This window comes from Thiomonas sp. FB-Cd (assembly GCF_000733775.1).
Lineage (GTDB): Bacteria > Pseudomonadota > Gammaproteobacteria > Burkholderiales > Burkholderiaceae_C > Thiomonas_A.
Window position 1 is genome coordinate 2,729,259 of sequence record NZ_JPOE01000002.1, and the last position, 13,955, is coordinate 2,743,213.

The following is a 13,955-nucleotide window of genomic DNA, read 5'->3' on the forward strand; positions in this document are numbered from 1 at the left end:
TGCCGCCAATTGAATGAAGTGGCCGCGGCGTGTCCGCGGCCAACAATGCCGCTTCCAACTATCGTTCACTTCGCCAAGCCCACCGAAGACCCACAAGCTCCCCTGAATCGGCAGGCGATCTGTCTGACCGGGTCGACATCCCTTCCTTCAAAAACCGCGTTCCCCATCGTTGTCCAGAAGATGATGATGCAACCCGTTCAAGACACCACATCTCTTCAATTTTGAGCCGCCGTCATTCACGATCAGCGCCTCCTCAAACGGACCTTCGCCAAGGCGTGAGATCTTGATGCAATTGGCAAGTGGCCTCCTGCTCCATGCATTGCACGATCAAACGCTTCTGCAGGCGCGTGCTGATGATGTGTGGCCATGGGCTAACCCGCCCCAATATCGGTGGGTCACGAACCCCGCAAACGGTGACATCATTGGTCGCGTGCCGTCTCCGGGCGCTTGCGAGGCAAGCATGGTTGTGAATAATGCAAGCACCGCCTGGCTTGCTTGGCGCCGCTCTTCAGCCCAGCAGCGCGCCGCGCTGCTGCGGCGATGGCATGACTTGGTCCTGATTCACGCCGACGATTTGGCGCGCATCATCACCAGTGAACAAGGAAAGCCACTCGGCGAGGCCCATGGCGAGGTGATCGCCGGCGCTGCTTATCTCGAATGGTTCGCCGAGGAGGCCAAACGCACGGGTGGGGAGACCCGAACCGGCGACAGCTCGGCAATGCGGTTCATCACCGTGCGGCAGCCCGTCGGTGTATGCGCCGCGATTACGCCATGGAATTTTCCACTCTCGATGATCACGCGCAAGGTGGCTCCGGCGCTCGCGGCCGGCTGCCCGGTGATCGTCAAACCCGCCGAGCAGACGCCATTGACAGCACTGGCACTCCGAGAGCTGGCGCACCGAGCTGGCATTCCTCCAGGGGTCTTCAATGTGCTGACCGCCGATGCAGCAGAGTCCGTTGCCATCGGGAACATGCTTTGCTCCCATGCCGCTGTCCAACATATCTCTTTCACGGGGTCGACCAAGGTCGGCCGTGCCCTGATGAGGCAGGTCGCCCCTGGCCGCAAAAGGCTTGCTCTTGAACTCGGAGGCCATGCGCCCTTCATCGTCTTTGATGACGCCGACTTCGATGCCGCCATCCAAGGTGCGATGAGCAACAAATTTCGCAATGCCGGGCAGACCTGTGTCGCGGCAAACCGCCTGTACGTGCATGATCGGATCTATGACCGATTCTTGGTGGCTCTTGTCAAGGCGACACGGCAGTTGAAGGTCGGCAATGGCCTTGAACGCGGGGTTTCGTTTGGTCCTCTCATGCATGAACATGCTCTGCAAAAAGCTGAGCGCCACGTCGAGGATGCGCTGAACAAAGGCGCTCGCCTGCTGATCGGTGGCGGGCGCCTGACGATTGGTCCTCATGCGCATCGTTTCTTTCAGCCGACTGTGCTCGCGGATGCAACCGCAGACATGCTTTGCGCCCGTGAAGAAACGTTCGGACCCATTGCCCCAGTATTCCGCTTCCAGAATGAGGCAGAGGTTCTGTTGGCCGCGAATGCAACAGAATATGGCCTTGCCGCCTATCTCTATAGCCGCGACATTGGGCGGATCACTCGCATGGCCGAAGCCCTCGAATTCGGCATGGTCGGAATCAATACGGGACGGCTGTCATCGGAAGCCGCACCCTTTGGCGGCATTAAACAGTCTGGCTTAGGAAGGGAAGGCTCTCGCCACGGAATCACCGAATATCTCCAATGGAAAACCATCTGCCTCGATCCCAGTTCGGGCGGATCAGGCAGTGCCAACCCCGGGGTACCAAGCAGCCCTGCCTCGACCGCCGCCCTTGCCTGAATCGTGAATGATCCACTGCTGACCAAGCTCGATGCCGTACCAGTTAGCCCAACTCAATCTTGCCGTGACCAAGGCGCCGCTGGACTCGCCTGTGATGATCGATTTTGTTGCGAATCGAGAACGGATCAACGCTCTCGCCGCAGCCGCGCCAGGCTTCGTGTGGGCGTATCAACCGCAGGCTGGCGATGCCAGTGCCCTGCTGCAGTCGACGAACACCGTATTGTTTCATTTATCCGTATGGCGGGATCCGGGCGCCCTAAGTCGTTTTGTCTACAGAGGCGATCATGCCGAGATGATTCGACGTCGGAAAGAGTGGTTTACGGGTTTGGCCCAACCCCATACCCTGCTATGGTGGGTCGCCAAGAATCATCGTCCCACTGTTCAAGAGGCCAAATGCAAATTGGATCTGCTTCTGAAGAATGGCCCAACGCGTGAGGCATTCACGTTTAAACGGATTTTTAGCCCTTGACGTGTGCGTGATCGCACGCTGACGCAATGGACTACGGACAGCCTTGATTCGCCGTGATCCCCTTTAACGGCACCGACATCTTCCTCGTTGCGTTTGATCGTAGGGCTCCACGGCGCGAACGGATTCACCGCAAGATGATTTTCACGTCTTGACCATCCTGACGAATGATGACCGAACCGTCTTCCTGCTCACTGCGACTAGCGACGTTGAGCAATGCGACGGCTTTGCGCAGGATCTCCGCTTTCGAACTCGCGTGGTAGTGGGTCTTCAGCGCTTCGAGCGTCTGATCAAGTTTCGGATCGACATTGAACGTGGTGACAGCCATGATGACTTCCTTGAGGATTTGTGTGAAATATATATAGATTTCACATGTCTAACACGTTCGGGCCTGCTCGAGACTGGCTGCTCAATGTTTTCATCGCGCCAGCTGTTGACGCCGAGGCCAAAATGAACACGCTGTCGATCGAAGCCATGACCAAGCCGGTAGTTTGATTGGCCGGGCGGAGAAGCGCTCTGCATGATGCCTGGGCGATCACTGCGGGATCGGCACGCGAGATTTTTTTGCTCAAGCCAACGTCGATGCCGCGAGGCCGGCTCGGGCACTTCGGGCCTGGCAAGAGCAGAAATCGCGGAAGACGCCGCATGAGTGATCGTTGTCATCGTCGATGGGTTGGCATGATCAGTCTCCGATTAAATTGCGTGAGTCCGCCGGCTGCCAGGCGCCCGGGGCGCCTTCGATATCGATTTATTTGAGCCAGGTCAACTTTCCGGCGGCGGCAGCGGTTTCTAATCACCGCTGCCGCCGCCTTGGTGCGGAGTCTGCCGCATCGAGGGACATCCATGAAGATCATCGTGCTCGGCGCCGGGGTTGTTGGCGTCGCATCCGCGTACTTTCTACGCGAGCAGGGGCACGATGTGACCGTCATCGAACGTCAGGCCCAGGTCGCGGCACGTACCAGCTATGCCAATGGAGGTCAGATCTCGGTCAGCGGCGCCGAGCCTTGGGCGAATCCCGGCGTGCCACGGCAGTTGCTTGCCTGGTTGGGGCACGAAGATGCACCGCTGCGTCTGCGCCTGCGCGCCGACCCGCGGCAATGGGCCTGGTGCCTTCGCTTTCTCCAGGAATGCCTGCCTTGGCGCACTGCGCGCAACATGCGTGAGCTCGTTCAGCTGGGGCTGTATAGCCGCGAGGTCCTGCGCGCGCTGCGCAAGCGTCGCGACCTGCACTACGACAAACAGTGCCGGGGCATCTTGCATCTCTACACCGATGCGCGAGCACTCGACGGGGCAGCCCACTGCACGCGTCAGATGCGCGAGCTCGGCTGCGAGAGACGGGTGGTTGATGTTGCCGAGGCGGTGCGCATCGAACCGGCGCTTGCATCGATGCGCGCACGTCTGGTGGGTGCCACCTATACCGCGGATGACGAATCGGGCGATGCCAACGCCTTCGCGCGCCAACTGGCGGCGAGCTGCGAGCGCGACGGCGTGCGCTTCCGATTCGGCCACACCATCACAGCGCTACGCCGATCCGCGGACAGCGTGGATCATGTCGAGCTCACGAACCCCGACGGAGGCTTTGAGCGCATGACGGCCGACGCCTATGTGCTGACCAGCGGATGCTGGAGCGCGCCCCTGGCCAAGACTCTGGGCATCCACCTCCCACTCTACCCGGTGAAAGGCTATTCGGTCACGCTGCCGGTTGCCGACGCCGGCGCTGCCTGGCAGGTCTCGCTGACCGATGAGCAGCACAAGCTCGTCTTCTCGCGCCTGGGTGACCGACTGCGGGTTGCGGGGACGGCCGAGGTCGGCGGCTGGACGCGCGAGTTGGACAGCCAGCGTTGCGCGGCGATTGTGGCGCAGGTCAACACGATGTTTCCAGGCGCAGCGGATGTCTCCCGCGCCCGTTACTGGGCCGGATTGCGACCGATGACGCCGGGCAACGTGCCCATCGTCGGTCGCAGCCGACTGCGCAATCTCTATCTCAACACCGGCCATGGCAGCCTCGGCTGGACGCTGGCTTGCGGCTCCGCGGCCGGCTTGGCAAGCATCGTTGGTGGCCGCCGGCCCGACGTGGCCTTCGCCTTCTCGGGAACTTAGCGCCCGCCAGCAGCGGGTCATGCATCGATAGGAGCGCTCAAGATGATCAATAAACAGGAATCAGCGCGCGACGGCGGATGGTCGGTCGATGGCGTCGCGCTGCAAAGCCGACTGCTGCTCGGCAGCGCCAGCTACCCCTCGGCGCAGAGCATGCGCGACGCCATCGTGGCCAGTGAGGCCGAGATCGTCACCGTCGGCCTCAAGCGGATCGCCAGCGGCGGCGAGGACCAAAGTTTTGTGCCGACCCTGCTCGACACGCTGCGCGAAAGCGGCGGGCGGCTGCTGCCGAACACCGCGGGGTGCTACGACGCGCGCAGCGCGATCGAGACCGCCATGATGGCGCGCGAAATCTTCCAAACCAACTGGGTCAAGCTTGAGGTCATTGGCGATCGCGACTCGCTGCAACCCGACCCGGTGGAGCTCGTCGAGGCTGCGCGTGTGCTCGTGCGCGACGGATTTGTGGTCTGGCCCTATTGCACCGACGACGTGGTGAGCTGCAAGCGCCTGCTCGACGCTGGTTGCGCCGTGCTCATGCCGTGGGGGGCGCCGATCGGCTCCGGCCAAGGACTGTTGAACCCGTTCGCCCTGCAGGCGCTGCGCAAGAGCATGCCGCAGGCGACCCTAATCGTCGATGCCGGCATTGGTGCGCCGTCGCATGCCGCGCAGGCCATGGAGCTCGGTTTCGATGCCGTCCTGCTGTGTTCAGCCGTGTCGCGGGCGCGCGACCCGGTGGAGATGGCTGGTGCGTTTGCCGCCGCGGTGCAAGCCGGTCGCAGCGCCTGGCGGGCCGGCGTGATCGGAAAGAGCGAGCGCGCGATACCCAGCACGCCAGTGGGAGCGTGATGCGACGTGGGTACGCGTCACGGCGTAGGGTAGGACGGGCGGCCACCCCATCTAGGTCGGACCGATCGGCCCCCTCCACAGTTCGCGCCTCATCGCGCTCAACCACGTGGCGTTGAGCAGCGGTGACGAGCCCCTTTTGCTGCCTCGATTTGCCACCGGAGATGTTGACGCCGACGCGGGATGGAGCAGACAGAGCAGCGTGTTCCGCTCCATCCGTGACCAGCCTCGATTGCCATAGCCCATTCATCTGGCTGGTTATTCACGGCGGCCGCCTGGTCTCGACTTCGCTCAGCAGCATGGTCAAGGCAACGTCAGCGGCAGCATAATGCGTTCGAAGAGTGACACGACGCCGTGTCACACCCCGGACTCAACTGATGCCCAATAATCCGATGAACCTCAGTGCGAATCGCATCATGCTCCGCGCAAAGTTGCATCGTGCCACGCTCACTGGGGCCGATCTGCATTACGAGGGGTCGTGCGGCATCGATCAGGCGTTGCTGAATGCTTGCGACATTCTTCCCGGCGAGAAGATCGATATTTACAACGTGACCAATGGCGCACGCTTGAGTACCTATGCAATCGTCGAGCCCCACGGGAGCGGTCGCATTACCCTCAACGGCTCCGCCGCCCGACATGCGGCAATCGGCGATTTGCTCATCATTTGCACTTATGCGCCGATGGACGATGCCACAGCACGTGCGTTTCGTCCTCGTATTGCGCTGCTCGACCCCAATAACCGCATTGCCTCCATGAAGGAGTAGGCAACGGAGTCCAGCGACCCCATGCCAGTAATCTGCTTGAAGATGCCCGCAGACATAGGTCGGCTGCGGGGGCTTCTGTACCGGGCCATCCTCCATGCATGGTCACCACAACGACACGAGCGGCAATTTGCGGAACACGGTGGAAGTCGCCGAGCAGGTACGCGCGCTGTGTGCTGAGCGCCTGTATGTGCACCGCGACCTCGCGGTGTTGTCGGCGTTGCTACATGATTGTGGCAAAGCGGTGGAATACCGGCTCAAGCCTGATGGGAGCTGGGGGCACTATCACCGTCATCTGGGACGGCAGCCGTTTCGGGCAGCCGTCACGCAGGCCGCTGCTGAAATGGCTTGAGCCATGAGTCCAGGCTGGCCCCTTCTTCGCTTCCTTCCCTTTTTTCCTCTTTCCGGCAATCGGAGGGCCTATGCATTGGACGTTAATCGTCGTTTTCCTGTTGGTGATGGCTGTGATCCTGGCGATGGCGGGTCGTGATGCACGCCAAACGATCTGGCGTGAGATCTGGGCCACGGCCTTGCACGATTGGCATGCCTTACTACGACTGTTCGGGCGCGGGCGTAACTAGACATCATGGTCGCCAGGAGGCACTGCTAGGCGGGGATCGACCTCCTAGGGATTCGTAGGTTGCACGCAAACGTGCCGAGCTACGTGCTGTGAGCCTGTCATCAGCAACTGTTGTGTGGAGGCCGACCATGAACGAGGATACCAAGGTGTACGTGGGACTGGACGTGCATAAGGCGTCGATTGCGATCGCGCAGGCCGCGCCCGGCAGGGGCCGGCGCGGCTGGTGGGTGAGGTCGCGCACGACGTGAACCGGTTGATCAAGAGGCTGCAAGCGCTGGGCAAACCCGAGGACGTGGAATTCGTGTACGAGGCCGGGCCCGCGGGTTACGGTTTGCAACGCAAGCTGCAGGCGCTGGGCTACGCATCCGCAGCTCACAGGAACAACCTCAGGCGGACTCCATCACGCGCATTTCGACGTGCAGTCCAGCCTTGGTCGCCATGTTGACCAAGGCATCCAAACCGAACAGATTGATCTTGCCACGGACCATATCGGACACGCGCGGCTGCGTCACGCCGAGCATCTGCGCAGCTTGCGCTTGACTCATGCCGCTGCGGGTGATGTGTTCGCGCAGGGCGGTCATTAAGGCGGAACGCAGCTTCATGTTCTCGGCTTCTTCGGGCGTGTCCTCGATGGCGTCCCAGACGCTGGTGAATCGTTGCTTGCTCATGGTTCCAACTCCTTCAACACATCGCGGTATCGCTTAGCGGCCAGTTCCACGTCGGCCTTGCTGGTCTTCCCGGTCTTTTTCTGAAAACAGTGCAGGACATAGACGGCAGCGGCGAATTTCGCAACATAGAAGACCCGGAACGCGCCGCTCGCATCCCTGATGCGGATTTCCTGGACGCTAGGGCCGACGGGGTGCATCGGCTTCCAGTCATCCGGTTCCAGTCCGTTTTGCACACGGTCGAGTTGATGCCCCGCTTCACGCCGCGCATCCTGCGGAAAGGCGCGCAGATCATCAAGCGCACTTCCCCTGAACTCGACGGGCTTCAGATCGGACATATCAATAGTATACAAAAATTTGTATTTTTACGCCAGACCACCGCGCACTACCCTAACTTCGCCGCCAGCCGTTCTGCCTCCACGTGTGTGTACCGTCTGAGCATAGGCTGTGATCCTGGCGCTGGTGGGTCGTGATGCACGCCAAACGATCTGGCGTGAGATCTGGGCCACGGCCTTGCACGATTGGCATGCCTTCCAGCGCCTGTTCGGGCGCGGGCGTAACTAGCCCGCTGCTAGGATCGCCCCATGCATTGATCGCGCTTTCCTTTCGTCATGACGTGCTGGGCCGATGCCAGGCCCGCGCACGTCCTCGCAAACTCGACGAAAGGAAGTCTCATGCATCCCGATTTGTACGCTGCCGCGCTGCAGCCTCTTCAGGCGGGCGCGGTCATCATTGAAGTGACCGCCGCACCGTCCACGTACCGCATCGCCTTGGGCCACGACAGCGTGCCCATTCCAGGCCATGTGGTGCAGCAGTTGGTGGCGCACCGCAAGATTCACGCGGTCTGCCAAGTCTCAGGCAAACGGAGGTTTGTGCTGCGCTGAGATCGCTCAAGAAAACCTGGCGCTACCCACGAGGCAACGGGTAGCGCCGGGTTTCAAGACGCGGGGTTTGGGCATCGCCGCTGCATGCACAGGCCGACGAACGCCGTCGCAAGACCCAGAGGGGCTTATTCCTCGCCTTTGATCTCCGATATCAAGCGGGGACCGTTGCGAGCGAACCGAGCGTAGACGGCGACGCCGATCACACCCACCATGGCGATGAGCACTTCTGTCGCGAGTGAAATCTCATAGATCCATCGACCGAGGTTCATGGGGCACCACAAGGTTCTGAAAGGGGCACCCGATCTTAATCTCTACGTCTGGGCTCTCGCCGGGAAAGCAATGCGCTGGTACTGATTCGCCTTCGTCAGCCATGCCTCAGTGAGGTTCGTGAAGTTCATCTTCGCCAGTCTCCACCATTTCCTGGCGATTTCCGCTGTACGAGCCGGCTGTAGACTCTCCTTCGCTGTCGAAACGCAGACGCAACTTTTGTCCCCTAGCAGCCGAGTGATCCAACCTGACGTCGGTGCCCTGGCGATCACAGCTCTGGCCCTCGCAATCAGCAGGGTACGCAAATAGGTATCGCCACGCCTGGAGATGCCCAACTGCTGCGTCTTTCCCCCGGTACCGACCTGCCGCGGCGTCAGCCCAACCCAAGACGCAAACTGGCGACCAGATATGAAGGTCGAGAAATCTCCGACGGCCGCCACCAGCGCTGAGACTGTCAACTCCACAACGCCGGGAATTTGCTGGATCGCCTGCATCTGCCGATCTTCCCGGATCATGGCGCGCAGCCGCTGACCAAGGTGATCGATGTCATCTTGCAAGGCTTCAATGCGCCTGAGTTGCTCCTGTACGCTGAGCACCAGATCGGCGGGTAGCAGATCATCGTCCTGTGCCTTGGCCAGCTCGCCCTGGATCGTTGCGAGCAGTTGGTTGTGGCCCACCGGCAGAGCGATGCAGAACTCGGCCAAGATGCCGTGCAGCGCATTGGTTTGCATGATGCGCATCTTCATGAGCTAGCGGCGCGTGCCGTGCAAGGCCATGCAGGCTTGTTGCCGCTCCGTCTTGACGGGGGCAGGCTTGATATGGGGCTTCTGGGCTGCGACCCAAATCGCCTGCGCATCCATGGCGTCGGTCTCGTTTCGCAGCAAGGCTGCGCTGGCATTTGGCGAAGAATTCGGTGAGCTTAGCGCGCTTGATCTGGCGGCGCTGAATCTCGCCGGTCTCCTCGTCAACGATGTGCAACTGGAACAAGGACTTGGCCAAATCCAGACCAATGACTGGCAGATTTGCAGTAGATCGCATGGTGAGGCCTCCAGGTTTAGGTGGTTGCTAGAGCTTCCACTTTGGTACTCTGATGCCGTTTCTGCGAGGCCCCCACTGAATGGATGGTCTCACTTCAGCGGCCGCGCTGTAGGTGGGCGGACCATGCCATCTCCGGGGCGGTTCAGCAAGCAGCAGTAGCGGTCGTAGCAGCCGTGGAAGAATCGCTGCTCGTTCTGGCAGTACAGCGGGTTGTTGGTGCCGTCGAAGTCCAGCACCAACTCCTTCGGCGGGCTCTGGATGTAGCCTTGCCAGCCCATTTCTCGAGCCAGAACTGGGTAGGGGCGCTGGCAATTTCACGGTCCACGCCCACGGCGGTCTGCGTGGGCACGCCCTGAGGCAGCGCACCGTGGTCGCCCAGGTTTTCCCAGCCCAGCGCCAGACCGTAGACGCGCTGGCCAACTACTGCCCGGCCAATCTCAACGAACTCAACACCACAGCTCGCGCCAAGCCCAAGAGCGGCCAGCGGGGTGGTGTCGCGGCGCAGACCGTGGCGACGCCTTAAGGGGGACCAAGGGGCCAAAGGGGCGCTCAACCCTGCGGCGCGCTCTCCCAGGCGGGCCAGTCGAGCCACACCCGCGTGCCCTGCCCCATGCTGCTGGCGGCGCCCACCCCGCCGCCATGCAGGCGAACAATGTTGCGCACCAGCGCCAGGCCCAGCCCCAGGCCACCGCGACTGCGGCTGCGCGCCGGATCGGCGCGGTAGAAGCGGTCGAACAGATAGGGCAGGTGCTCGGCGGCGATGCCGCAGCCGGTGTCGGCCACTTCAAGGTGCAGACACGCGCCTTGGGCCTGGGTGGACAGCGCAGCGCATGGCTGGGCGGACAGCGTCACCACGCCGCCTGCAGGCGTGTGCGCCAGCGCGTTGCCGATGAGGTTGACCAAGGCGCGCTGCAGCAACATGCGGTCGGCGCGCAGCGCCAGCCCGGACGCCGCCTGCACCTGCAGGCGCACCCCGGCCTCGGCTGCGGCGGCATCGAAGAACTCGGCCAGGGCGTTCAGTTCATACGCCGCATCCAGACGCTCCAAGCGCAGCGCGGCGTCAGGCTGCTCGGTCTGCGCCAGGAACAACAAGGCCTGGATCATGTTCGACAAGCGCGCGCATTCCTCCACCGCCGACTCAAGCGCCTCGCGGTATTGCCCCGGCTCGCGCGGGCGGCCCAGCGCCACTTCCAGCTCGCCCCAGAGGTTGGAAATAGGTGTGCGCAACTCGTGGGCAATGTCGGCGGAGAACTGCGAAATGCGGCCGAACGATTCCTCCAGTCGCTGCAGCGTGGCGTTGAACGACAGCGCCAGGGTGTGCAGCTCATCCGGCAGATGCTGGGTGTCCAGGCGCCGGTGCAGATCTTGCGCGCCGATGTCGCGCGCGGCGTCGGCCATGTGGCGCAAGGGGCGCAGGCCGCGCCAGGCGATGACGTAACCCGCGGCTGCGGCCACCAGAATGGCGGTGAGCAGGACCACCGTCAGGCGCAGGCGGTAGTCGGCCAGGATGTGCGACTCGGTGCTGCGGTTCAGCGCCACCTCGATGCGCATGGGCTGCAGCGGCGCGCCGGCGGAAAGCCGCCCCATCACGGGCAGCATAGCGGTGAGGAAATGCAGATCGTGATGCAGCTGCACTTTGCGCAGGCTTGGCGCGCCATTGGCCTGCAGCGCATCGAAACGCGCCGCGTCGAGCGCCGCGTTGAAGCCGGGGGTCTGCAACAGCACCCGGCCATCGGCAGCGCGCAGCCGCAGGAACAGATCGCGCGGCGCGTCTGGCGGCAGCGGCAGGTAAGCCTCCTGGCGCAGTTCGTCGCTGTCGGCGGCGTGGCTGCGCAGCACCGCCACCGCGGTATCGAGCTTGCGCAGCACCGATTCGCGGTCTTCCTGCATCATCCGCGCGTTCAAACCCCAGTACACCCAGGTGCTGGCGGCCAGCAGGATGAGCGCCAGGGTGAGCGCAAACGCCGCTGCCATGCGCGCCGCGAGCGAACGCAGCGGCAGGCCGTATTGGCGCAGGCGGCGCAGCGCAAACCCTCCCCACCAGTGAGGAGGAGACAAGCCACCGCCCGTGTCTCGCGACGGTGCAGGCAAGAAGCGGCCTGTCCTTCGCGCCGCGCCGTTTTCACCTCTCCCACCCTGCGGGGGAGGCAGGGTGGGAGAGGCGGCCTCGCCGGACTCACCGCGCATCGCGCGCCTCCAGCACATAGCCCACGCCGCGCACGGTATGCAGCAGCGGCGTGGGATAGGGGTCGTCGAGCTTGCTGCGCAGGCGACGGATGTGCACGTCCACCACATTGGTGTCGCTGGCGAAATTCATGTCCCACACCTGCTCGGCAATCAGCGTGCGCGACAGCACCTCGCCCGCGCGCCGCGCCAGCAGCGCCAGCAGGGCGAACTCCTTGGGTGTGAGCGCCAGCCGCTGGCCGCCGCGCTCGGCGCGCTGGCGATGCAGATCGACGCTGAGATCAGCCACCTCCACCACTTCGGGCATGCGCGCCGGCCCGCGCCGCAGCACGCTACGCACCCGCGCCAGCAACTCGGAAAACGCGAAGGGCTTGACCAGGTAATCGTCCGCCCCCAGTTCCAGCCCGCGCACGCGGTCGGCCACGCCGTCCCGTGCGGTCAGCATCAGCACCGGAGTGGCCAGCTTGCGCCGCAACTCGCGCAGCACGCTCCAGCCGTCGCGACCCGGCAGCATGGCGTCGAGCACGACGAGGTCGTAAGGCTCGGTGAGGGCCAGATGCAGGCCATCGGTGCCGTCCGCGGCGACGTCGGCGACAAAGCCATTCTCGCCCAAACCACGTTTGAGATAGGCCGCGGTCTTGGCCTCGTCTTCCACGATCAGGATGCGCATGCCCGAATTGTCAACCCGCGCCGGGCTTTGTCGCGTGTCCGTCTGCAACATGACCAAATCGTCATGTTGTCGTCATGTTGGCGCCAGTGGTTGCGCCGCAACATCCAGCCATGCGAACTGCCCTCATGCCGCCCCGCGTATCCAGCAAGCCCTTGCTGGCTGGCCTGCTCGCCGCCTTGCTCGCCGGCTGTGCCAGCATGCCACCTCCTGCGCCCGGCGTCACGCCGCAGGCCAGCGCGCAGGCGCTGGTGCGGCGCAGCTTGTTCGACCTTGGTTTGCAACGTTTCATCACTTTGCAAATGAACGCACCGCAGCCTGCCGATCAAGCCTGGACGCTGCAACGCTTGAGTCTTGCCGCGCTGTACTTTCATCCCGCCCTGCGGGTGGACCGTGCCGGCGTGCAATTGGCCGAGGCTGATTTACAGATCGCCAAGCAATGGCCCAACCCCAGCCTGCAGCTCGGCCTGAAATACGGCAGTGCGGCGGCGCTGATGGCGCCGAGCCCGTGGACCGTCGGCGCGGCCATCGGCCTGCTGCTGGAGTCGCACGCGCAGCGCCAGGCTCAGGCCGCGCAGGCCGCGGCCGGTGTGCGTGCGGCACGCTTGCTGTTGCGCGGCGCAAGCTGGAAAGTGCGCTCGCGCGTGCAGCAGGCTTATGTCGCGCTGTGGGCGGCGCAGCAGCAGACCCAGTTGCAACAGCAGGTGCTGGACGTCGCCCTGGAACTGCAAGGCCGCACCACCGCCCGCGCCCAAAGTGGCTGGGACTCGCCACTGGCCGCCGCGCTGGCTCAAGCCGCCGCGCAAACCGCAGCCCTGCAACGCAGCCGCGACCTGGGGCTGGAACAGGTCGCACATGCTGCGCTGGCCGCCGCGCTGGGCGTGCCCGACGCCGCCTTGCGCGCAGTGCACATTGACTTCTCCGCGTTGGCCGCCGCCCCGCCACAGCCCGACGCCGCACGCCTGACACAGCTGCGCGGCATCGCCCTGGCGCACCGCGACGACGTGCGCGCCGCCTGGCAACAGGAACAGGCCGCGCAAGCCGCGCTGCAACTGGCGCAGGCGCTGCGCGACGGCGGGCCGCCGATGATTGCGCCCGGCGCCGAACGCGACCAGGGGGTGAACCGCCTGACCCTCAGCGCCCGCGTGCCGCTGCCGCTGTTCAACCAGCACCAGGGACAAATTGCCGCCGCCCGCGCCCGTTTGTCACAGACCCGGGCGGTGCTGCAGCAGGTGCAGGGGCAGGTGCTTGAGCGCATCGAACAGGCCGAGGCCGCGTTGCAGGCCGCGCAAGACGAAACCCGCCGCTCCGACAGCCTGCGCGCGGAGAACCTGGAACTGCTGCAAGCCGACGAGGCCGCCCAGAACCAGGGCCTGATCGGCCCGGTGCAAGTGCTGCGCGCGAAGCTGCGCGCCCTCGCCACGGAACACGCCGCGCTGCAGGCCCGCACCGCGCAATGGCAGGCGCTGGGCGCGCTGCAAGCGGTTTTGCAGCATGAGCTGAAGCCACCGGATGCGCAGATGCGAAAAACCGCGGCACCCGCCGCTGCTCCCTTGGCGCCGCAGCTCAAGACCTCACCACATCTTTCCGCCGTGGCGTGGCACTCCCAATTTTCAGAAGCGCGATGAGCGCCACGCCTGTGGCGTGCCGCCGCCAGCGA

Annotated in this window: 18 protein-coding genes and 1 pseudogene; 11 read left to right on the forward strand and 8 right to left on the reverse strand. The window is 63.7% G+C overall.

The genetic code is table 11. The features are described from left to right. Window positions 1-286 precede the first annotated feature (286 nt). Both CD04_RS0113255 and CD04_RS0113260 read left to right on the forward strand, forming a co-directional pair. The gene (locus tag CD04_RS0113255; protein WP_197033103.1) at window positions 287-1,843 is read left to right on the forward strand and encodes an NAD-dependent succinate-semialdehyde dehydrogenase; all 1,557 of its coding nucleotides are present in this window, start codon (window positions 287-289) and stop codon (window positions 1,841-1,843) included. 31 nt (window positions 1,844-1,874) lie between these two features. After that, entirely contained in the window at window positions 1,875-2,312 is a 438-nt protein-coding gene (locus tag CD04_RS0113260; RefSeq protein WP_031407494.1) for a DUF3291 domain-containing protein, read from the forward strand. A 124-nt stretch (window positions 2,313-2,436) separates the two neighbouring features. Here the strand turns inward: CD04_RS0113260 and CD04_RS0113265 are convergent, their stop codons facing one another. Continuing rightward, entirely contained in the window at window positions 2,437-2,637 is a 201-nt protein-coding gene (locus CD04_RS0113265) for a hypothetical protein (RefSeq protein WP_031407496.1), read from the reverse strand. A 44-nt stretch (window positions 2,638-2,681) separates the two neighbouring features. On the opposite strand from CD04_RS0113265, the gene CD04_RS25055 reads away from it, so the two are divergent. The 6 genes from CD04_RS25055 (at window position 2,682) to CD04_RS23805 (ending at window position 6,591) form a co-directional block, all read left to right on the forward strand. Beyond that, window positions 2,682-2,804 (forward strand): hypothetical protein, encoded by a 123-nt coding sequence (locus tag CD04_RS25055; protein WP_255333621.1) that lies wholly within the window; start codon window positions 2,682-2,684, stop codon window positions 2,802-2,804. Window positions 2,805-3,152: 348 nt separating this feature from the next. Continuing rightward, a complete protein-coding gene (locus tag CD04_RS0113275) occupies window positions 3,153-4,409 on the forward strand; it encodes a D-amino acid dehydrogenase (protein ID WP_031407498.1) in 1,257 nt (418 codons plus the stop codon). 42 nt (window positions 4,410-4,451) lie between these two features. Beyond that, window positions 4,452-5,252, forward strand: a complete 801-nt coding sequence (locus tag CD04_RS0113280) for a thiazole synthase (RefSeq protein WP_031407500.1) — start codon at window positions 4,452-4,454, stop codon at window positions 5,250-5,252. Between the two features lie 413 nt (window positions 5,253-5,665). Next, window positions 5,666-6,013, forward strand: coding sequence for an aspartate 1-decarboxylase (gene panD / locus CD04_RS0113285; RefSeq protein ID WP_031407502.1), 348 nt, complete (start codon window positions 5,666-5,668; stop codon window positions 6,011-6,013). A gap of 94 nt (window positions 6,014-6,107) precedes the next feature. After that, the gene (locus CD04_RS0113290) at window positions 6,108-6,362 is read left to right on the forward strand and encodes an HDIG domain-containing metalloprotein (RefSeq protein WP_031407505.1); all 255 of its coding nucleotides are present in this window, start codon (window positions 6,108-6,110) and stop codon (window positions 6,360-6,362) included. Window positions 6,363-6,432: 70 nt separating this feature from the next. After that, window positions 6,433-6,591, forward strand: coding sequence for a hypothetical protein (locus CD04_RS23805; RefSeq protein ID WP_156030268.1), 159 nt, complete (start codon window positions 6,433-6,435; stop codon window positions 6,589-6,591). A gap of 385 nt (window positions 6,592-6,976) precedes the next feature. Here the strand turns inward: CD04_RS23805 and CD04_RS0113305 are convergent, their stop codons facing one another. Together CD04_RS0113305 and CD04_RS0113310 are read right to left on the reverse strand one after the other, a co-directional pair. Further along, window positions 6,977-7,258 carry a helix-turn-helix domain-containing protein gene (locus CD04_RS0113305; RefSeq protein ID WP_031407506.1) on the reverse strand — a complete coding sequence of 94 codons (282 nt, stop codon included), beginning with the start codon at window positions 7,256-7,258 and terminating at the stop codon, window positions 6,977-6,979. Beyond that, window positions 7,255-7,593 carry a type II toxin-antitoxin system RelE/ParE family toxin gene (locus CD04_RS0113310; RefSeq protein WP_031407508.1) on the reverse strand — a complete coding sequence of 113 codons (339 nt, stop codon included), beginning with the start codon at window positions 7,591-7,593 and terminating at the stop codon, window positions 7,255-7,257. Before CD04_RS0113310 ends, CD04_RS0113305 begins: the two co-directional genes overlap by 4 nt. Window positions 7,594-7,929: 336 nt before the next feature. Here CD04_RS0113310 and CD04_RS0113320 point away from each other — a divergent pair, with 336 nt between their 5' ends. Further along, complete coding sequence (locus tag CD04_RS0113320) at window positions 7,930-8,139, forward strand: hypothetical protein (protein ID WP_031407510.1); 210 nt, start codon at window positions 7,930-7,932, stop codon at window positions 8,137-8,139. Window positions 8,140-8,264: 125 nt separating this feature from the next. On the opposite strand, the gene CD04_RS23810 is transcribed toward CD04_RS0113320, so the two are convergent. From CD04_RS23810 to CD04_RS24720, 3 genes and pseudogenes are all read right to left on the reverse strand, one after another. Beyond that, window positions 8,265-8,408, reverse strand: coding sequence for a hypothetical protein (locus tag CD04_RS23810; RefSeq protein WP_156030265.1), 144 nt, complete (start codon window positions 8,406-8,408; stop codon window positions 8,265-8,267). A gap of 42 nt (window positions 8,409-8,450) precedes the next feature. Further along, window positions 8,451-9,137 (reverse strand): transposase, encoded by a 687-nt coding sequence (locus CD04_RS24715; protein ID WP_231480583.1) that lies wholly within the window; start codon window positions 9,135-9,137, stop codon window positions 8,451-8,453. Window positions 9,138-9,590: 453 nt separating this feature from the next. Further along, window positions 9,591-9,859: pseudogene (locus CD04_RS24720) on the reverse strand (IS1380 family transposase); the annotation flags it as partial. Here CD04_RS24720 and CD04_RS23815 point away from each other — a divergent pair. Continuing rightward, window positions 9,812-9,967: a hypothetical protein gene (locus tag CD04_RS23815; RefSeq protein WP_154048450.1), complete on the forward strand. Its 156-nt coding sequence runs from the start codon at window positions 9,812-9,814 to the stop codon at window positions 9,965-9,967. The pseudogene CD04_RS24720 and the gene CD04_RS23815 sit on opposite strands and share 48 nt — an antisense overlap. Window positions 9,968-9,993: 26 nt before the next feature. On the opposite strand, the gene CD04_RS0113345 is transcribed toward CD04_RS23815, so the two are convergent. Both CD04_RS0113345 and CD04_RS0113350 read right to left on the reverse strand, forming a co-directional pair. Further along, a complete protein-coding gene (locus tag CD04_RS0113345; protein WP_038167807.1) occupies window positions 9,994-11,502 on the reverse strand; it encodes a heavy metal sensor histidine kinase in 1,509 nt (502 codons plus the stop codon). Between the two features lie 118 nt (window positions 11,503-11,620). After that, window positions 11,621-12,298 carry a heavy metal response regulator transcription factor gene (locus tag CD04_RS0113350; RefSeq protein ID WP_031407516.1) on the reverse strand — a complete coding sequence of 226 codons (678 nt, stop codon included), beginning with the start codon at window positions 12,296-12,298 and terminating at the stop codon, window positions 11,621-11,623. Between the two features lie 110 nt (window positions 12,299-12,408). Between CD04_RS0113350 and CD04_RS0113355 the strand changes: the two genes are divergently transcribed. Beyond that, entirely contained in the window at window positions 12,409-13,923 is a 1,515-nt protein-coding gene (locus CD04_RS0113355; RefSeq protein ID WP_231480584.1) for a TolC family protein, read from the forward strand. Window positions 13,924-13,955 lie beyond the last annotated feature (32 nt).

Coding starts and splice junctions, on each gene's coding strand:
- CD04_RS0113260 (WP_031407494.1), top strand. CDS start 1,875: ATGCCGTACCAGTTAGCCCAACTCAATCTTGCCGTGACCAAGGCGCCG.
- CD04_RS0113320 (WP_031407510.1), top strand. CDS start 7,930: ATGCATCCCGATTTGTACGCTGCCGCGCTGCAGCCTCTTCAGGCGGGC.
- CD04_RS0113280 (WP_031407500.1), top strand. CDS start 4,452: ATGATCAATAAACAGGAATCAGCGCGCGACGGCGGATGGTCGGTCGAT.
- CD04_RS23810 (WP_156030265.1), bottom strand. CDS start 8,408: ATGAACCTCGGTCGATGGATCTATGAGATTTCACTCGCGACAGAAGTG.
- CD04_RS24715 (WP_231480583.1), bottom strand. CDS start 9,137: ATGCAAACCAATGCGCTGCACGGCATCTTGGCCGAGTTCTGCATCGCT.
- CD04_RS0113350 (WP_031407516.1), bottom strand. CDS start 12,298: ATGCGCATCCTGATCGTGGAAGACGAGGCCAAGACCGCGGCCTATCTC.
- CD04_RS0113310 (WP_031407508.1), bottom strand. CDS start 7,593: ATGTCCGATCTGAAGCCCGTCGAGTTCAGGGGAAGTGCGCTTGATGAT.
- CD04_RS0113265 (WP_031407496.1), bottom strand. CDS start 2,637: ATGGCTGTCACCACGTTCAATGTCGATCCGAAACTTGATCAGACGCTC.
- CD04_RS0113255 (WP_197033103.1), top strand. CDS start 287: ATGCAATTGGCAAGTGGCCTCCTGCTCCATGCATTGCACGATCAAACG.
- CD04_RS25055 (WP_255333621.1), top strand. CDS start 2,682: ATGTCTAACACGTTCGGGCCTGCTCGAGACTGGCTGCTCAATGTTTTC.
- CD04_RS0113305 (WP_031407506.1), bottom strand. CDS start 7,258: ATGAGCAAGCAACGATTCACCAGCGTCTGGGACGCCATCGAGGACACG.
- panD (WP_031407502.1), top strand. CDS start 5,666: ATGCTCCGCGCAAAGTTGCATCGTGCCACGCTCACTGGGGCCGATCTG.
- CD04_RS23805 (WP_156030268.1), top strand. CDS start 6,433: ATGCATTGGACGTTAATCGTCGTTTTCCTGTTGGTGATGGCTGTGATC.
- CD04_RS0113355 (WP_231480584.1), top strand. CDS start 12,409: ATGCGAACTGCCCTCATGCCGCCCCGCGTATCCAGCAAGCCCTTGCTG.
- CD04_RS0113290 (WP_031407505.1), top strand. CDS start 6,108: ATGCATGGTCACCACAACGACACGAGCGGCAATTTGCGGAACACGGTG.
- CD04_RS0113275 (WP_031407498.1), top strand. CDS start 3,153: ATGAAGATCATCGTGCTCGGCGCCGGGGTTGTTGGCGTCGCATCCGCG.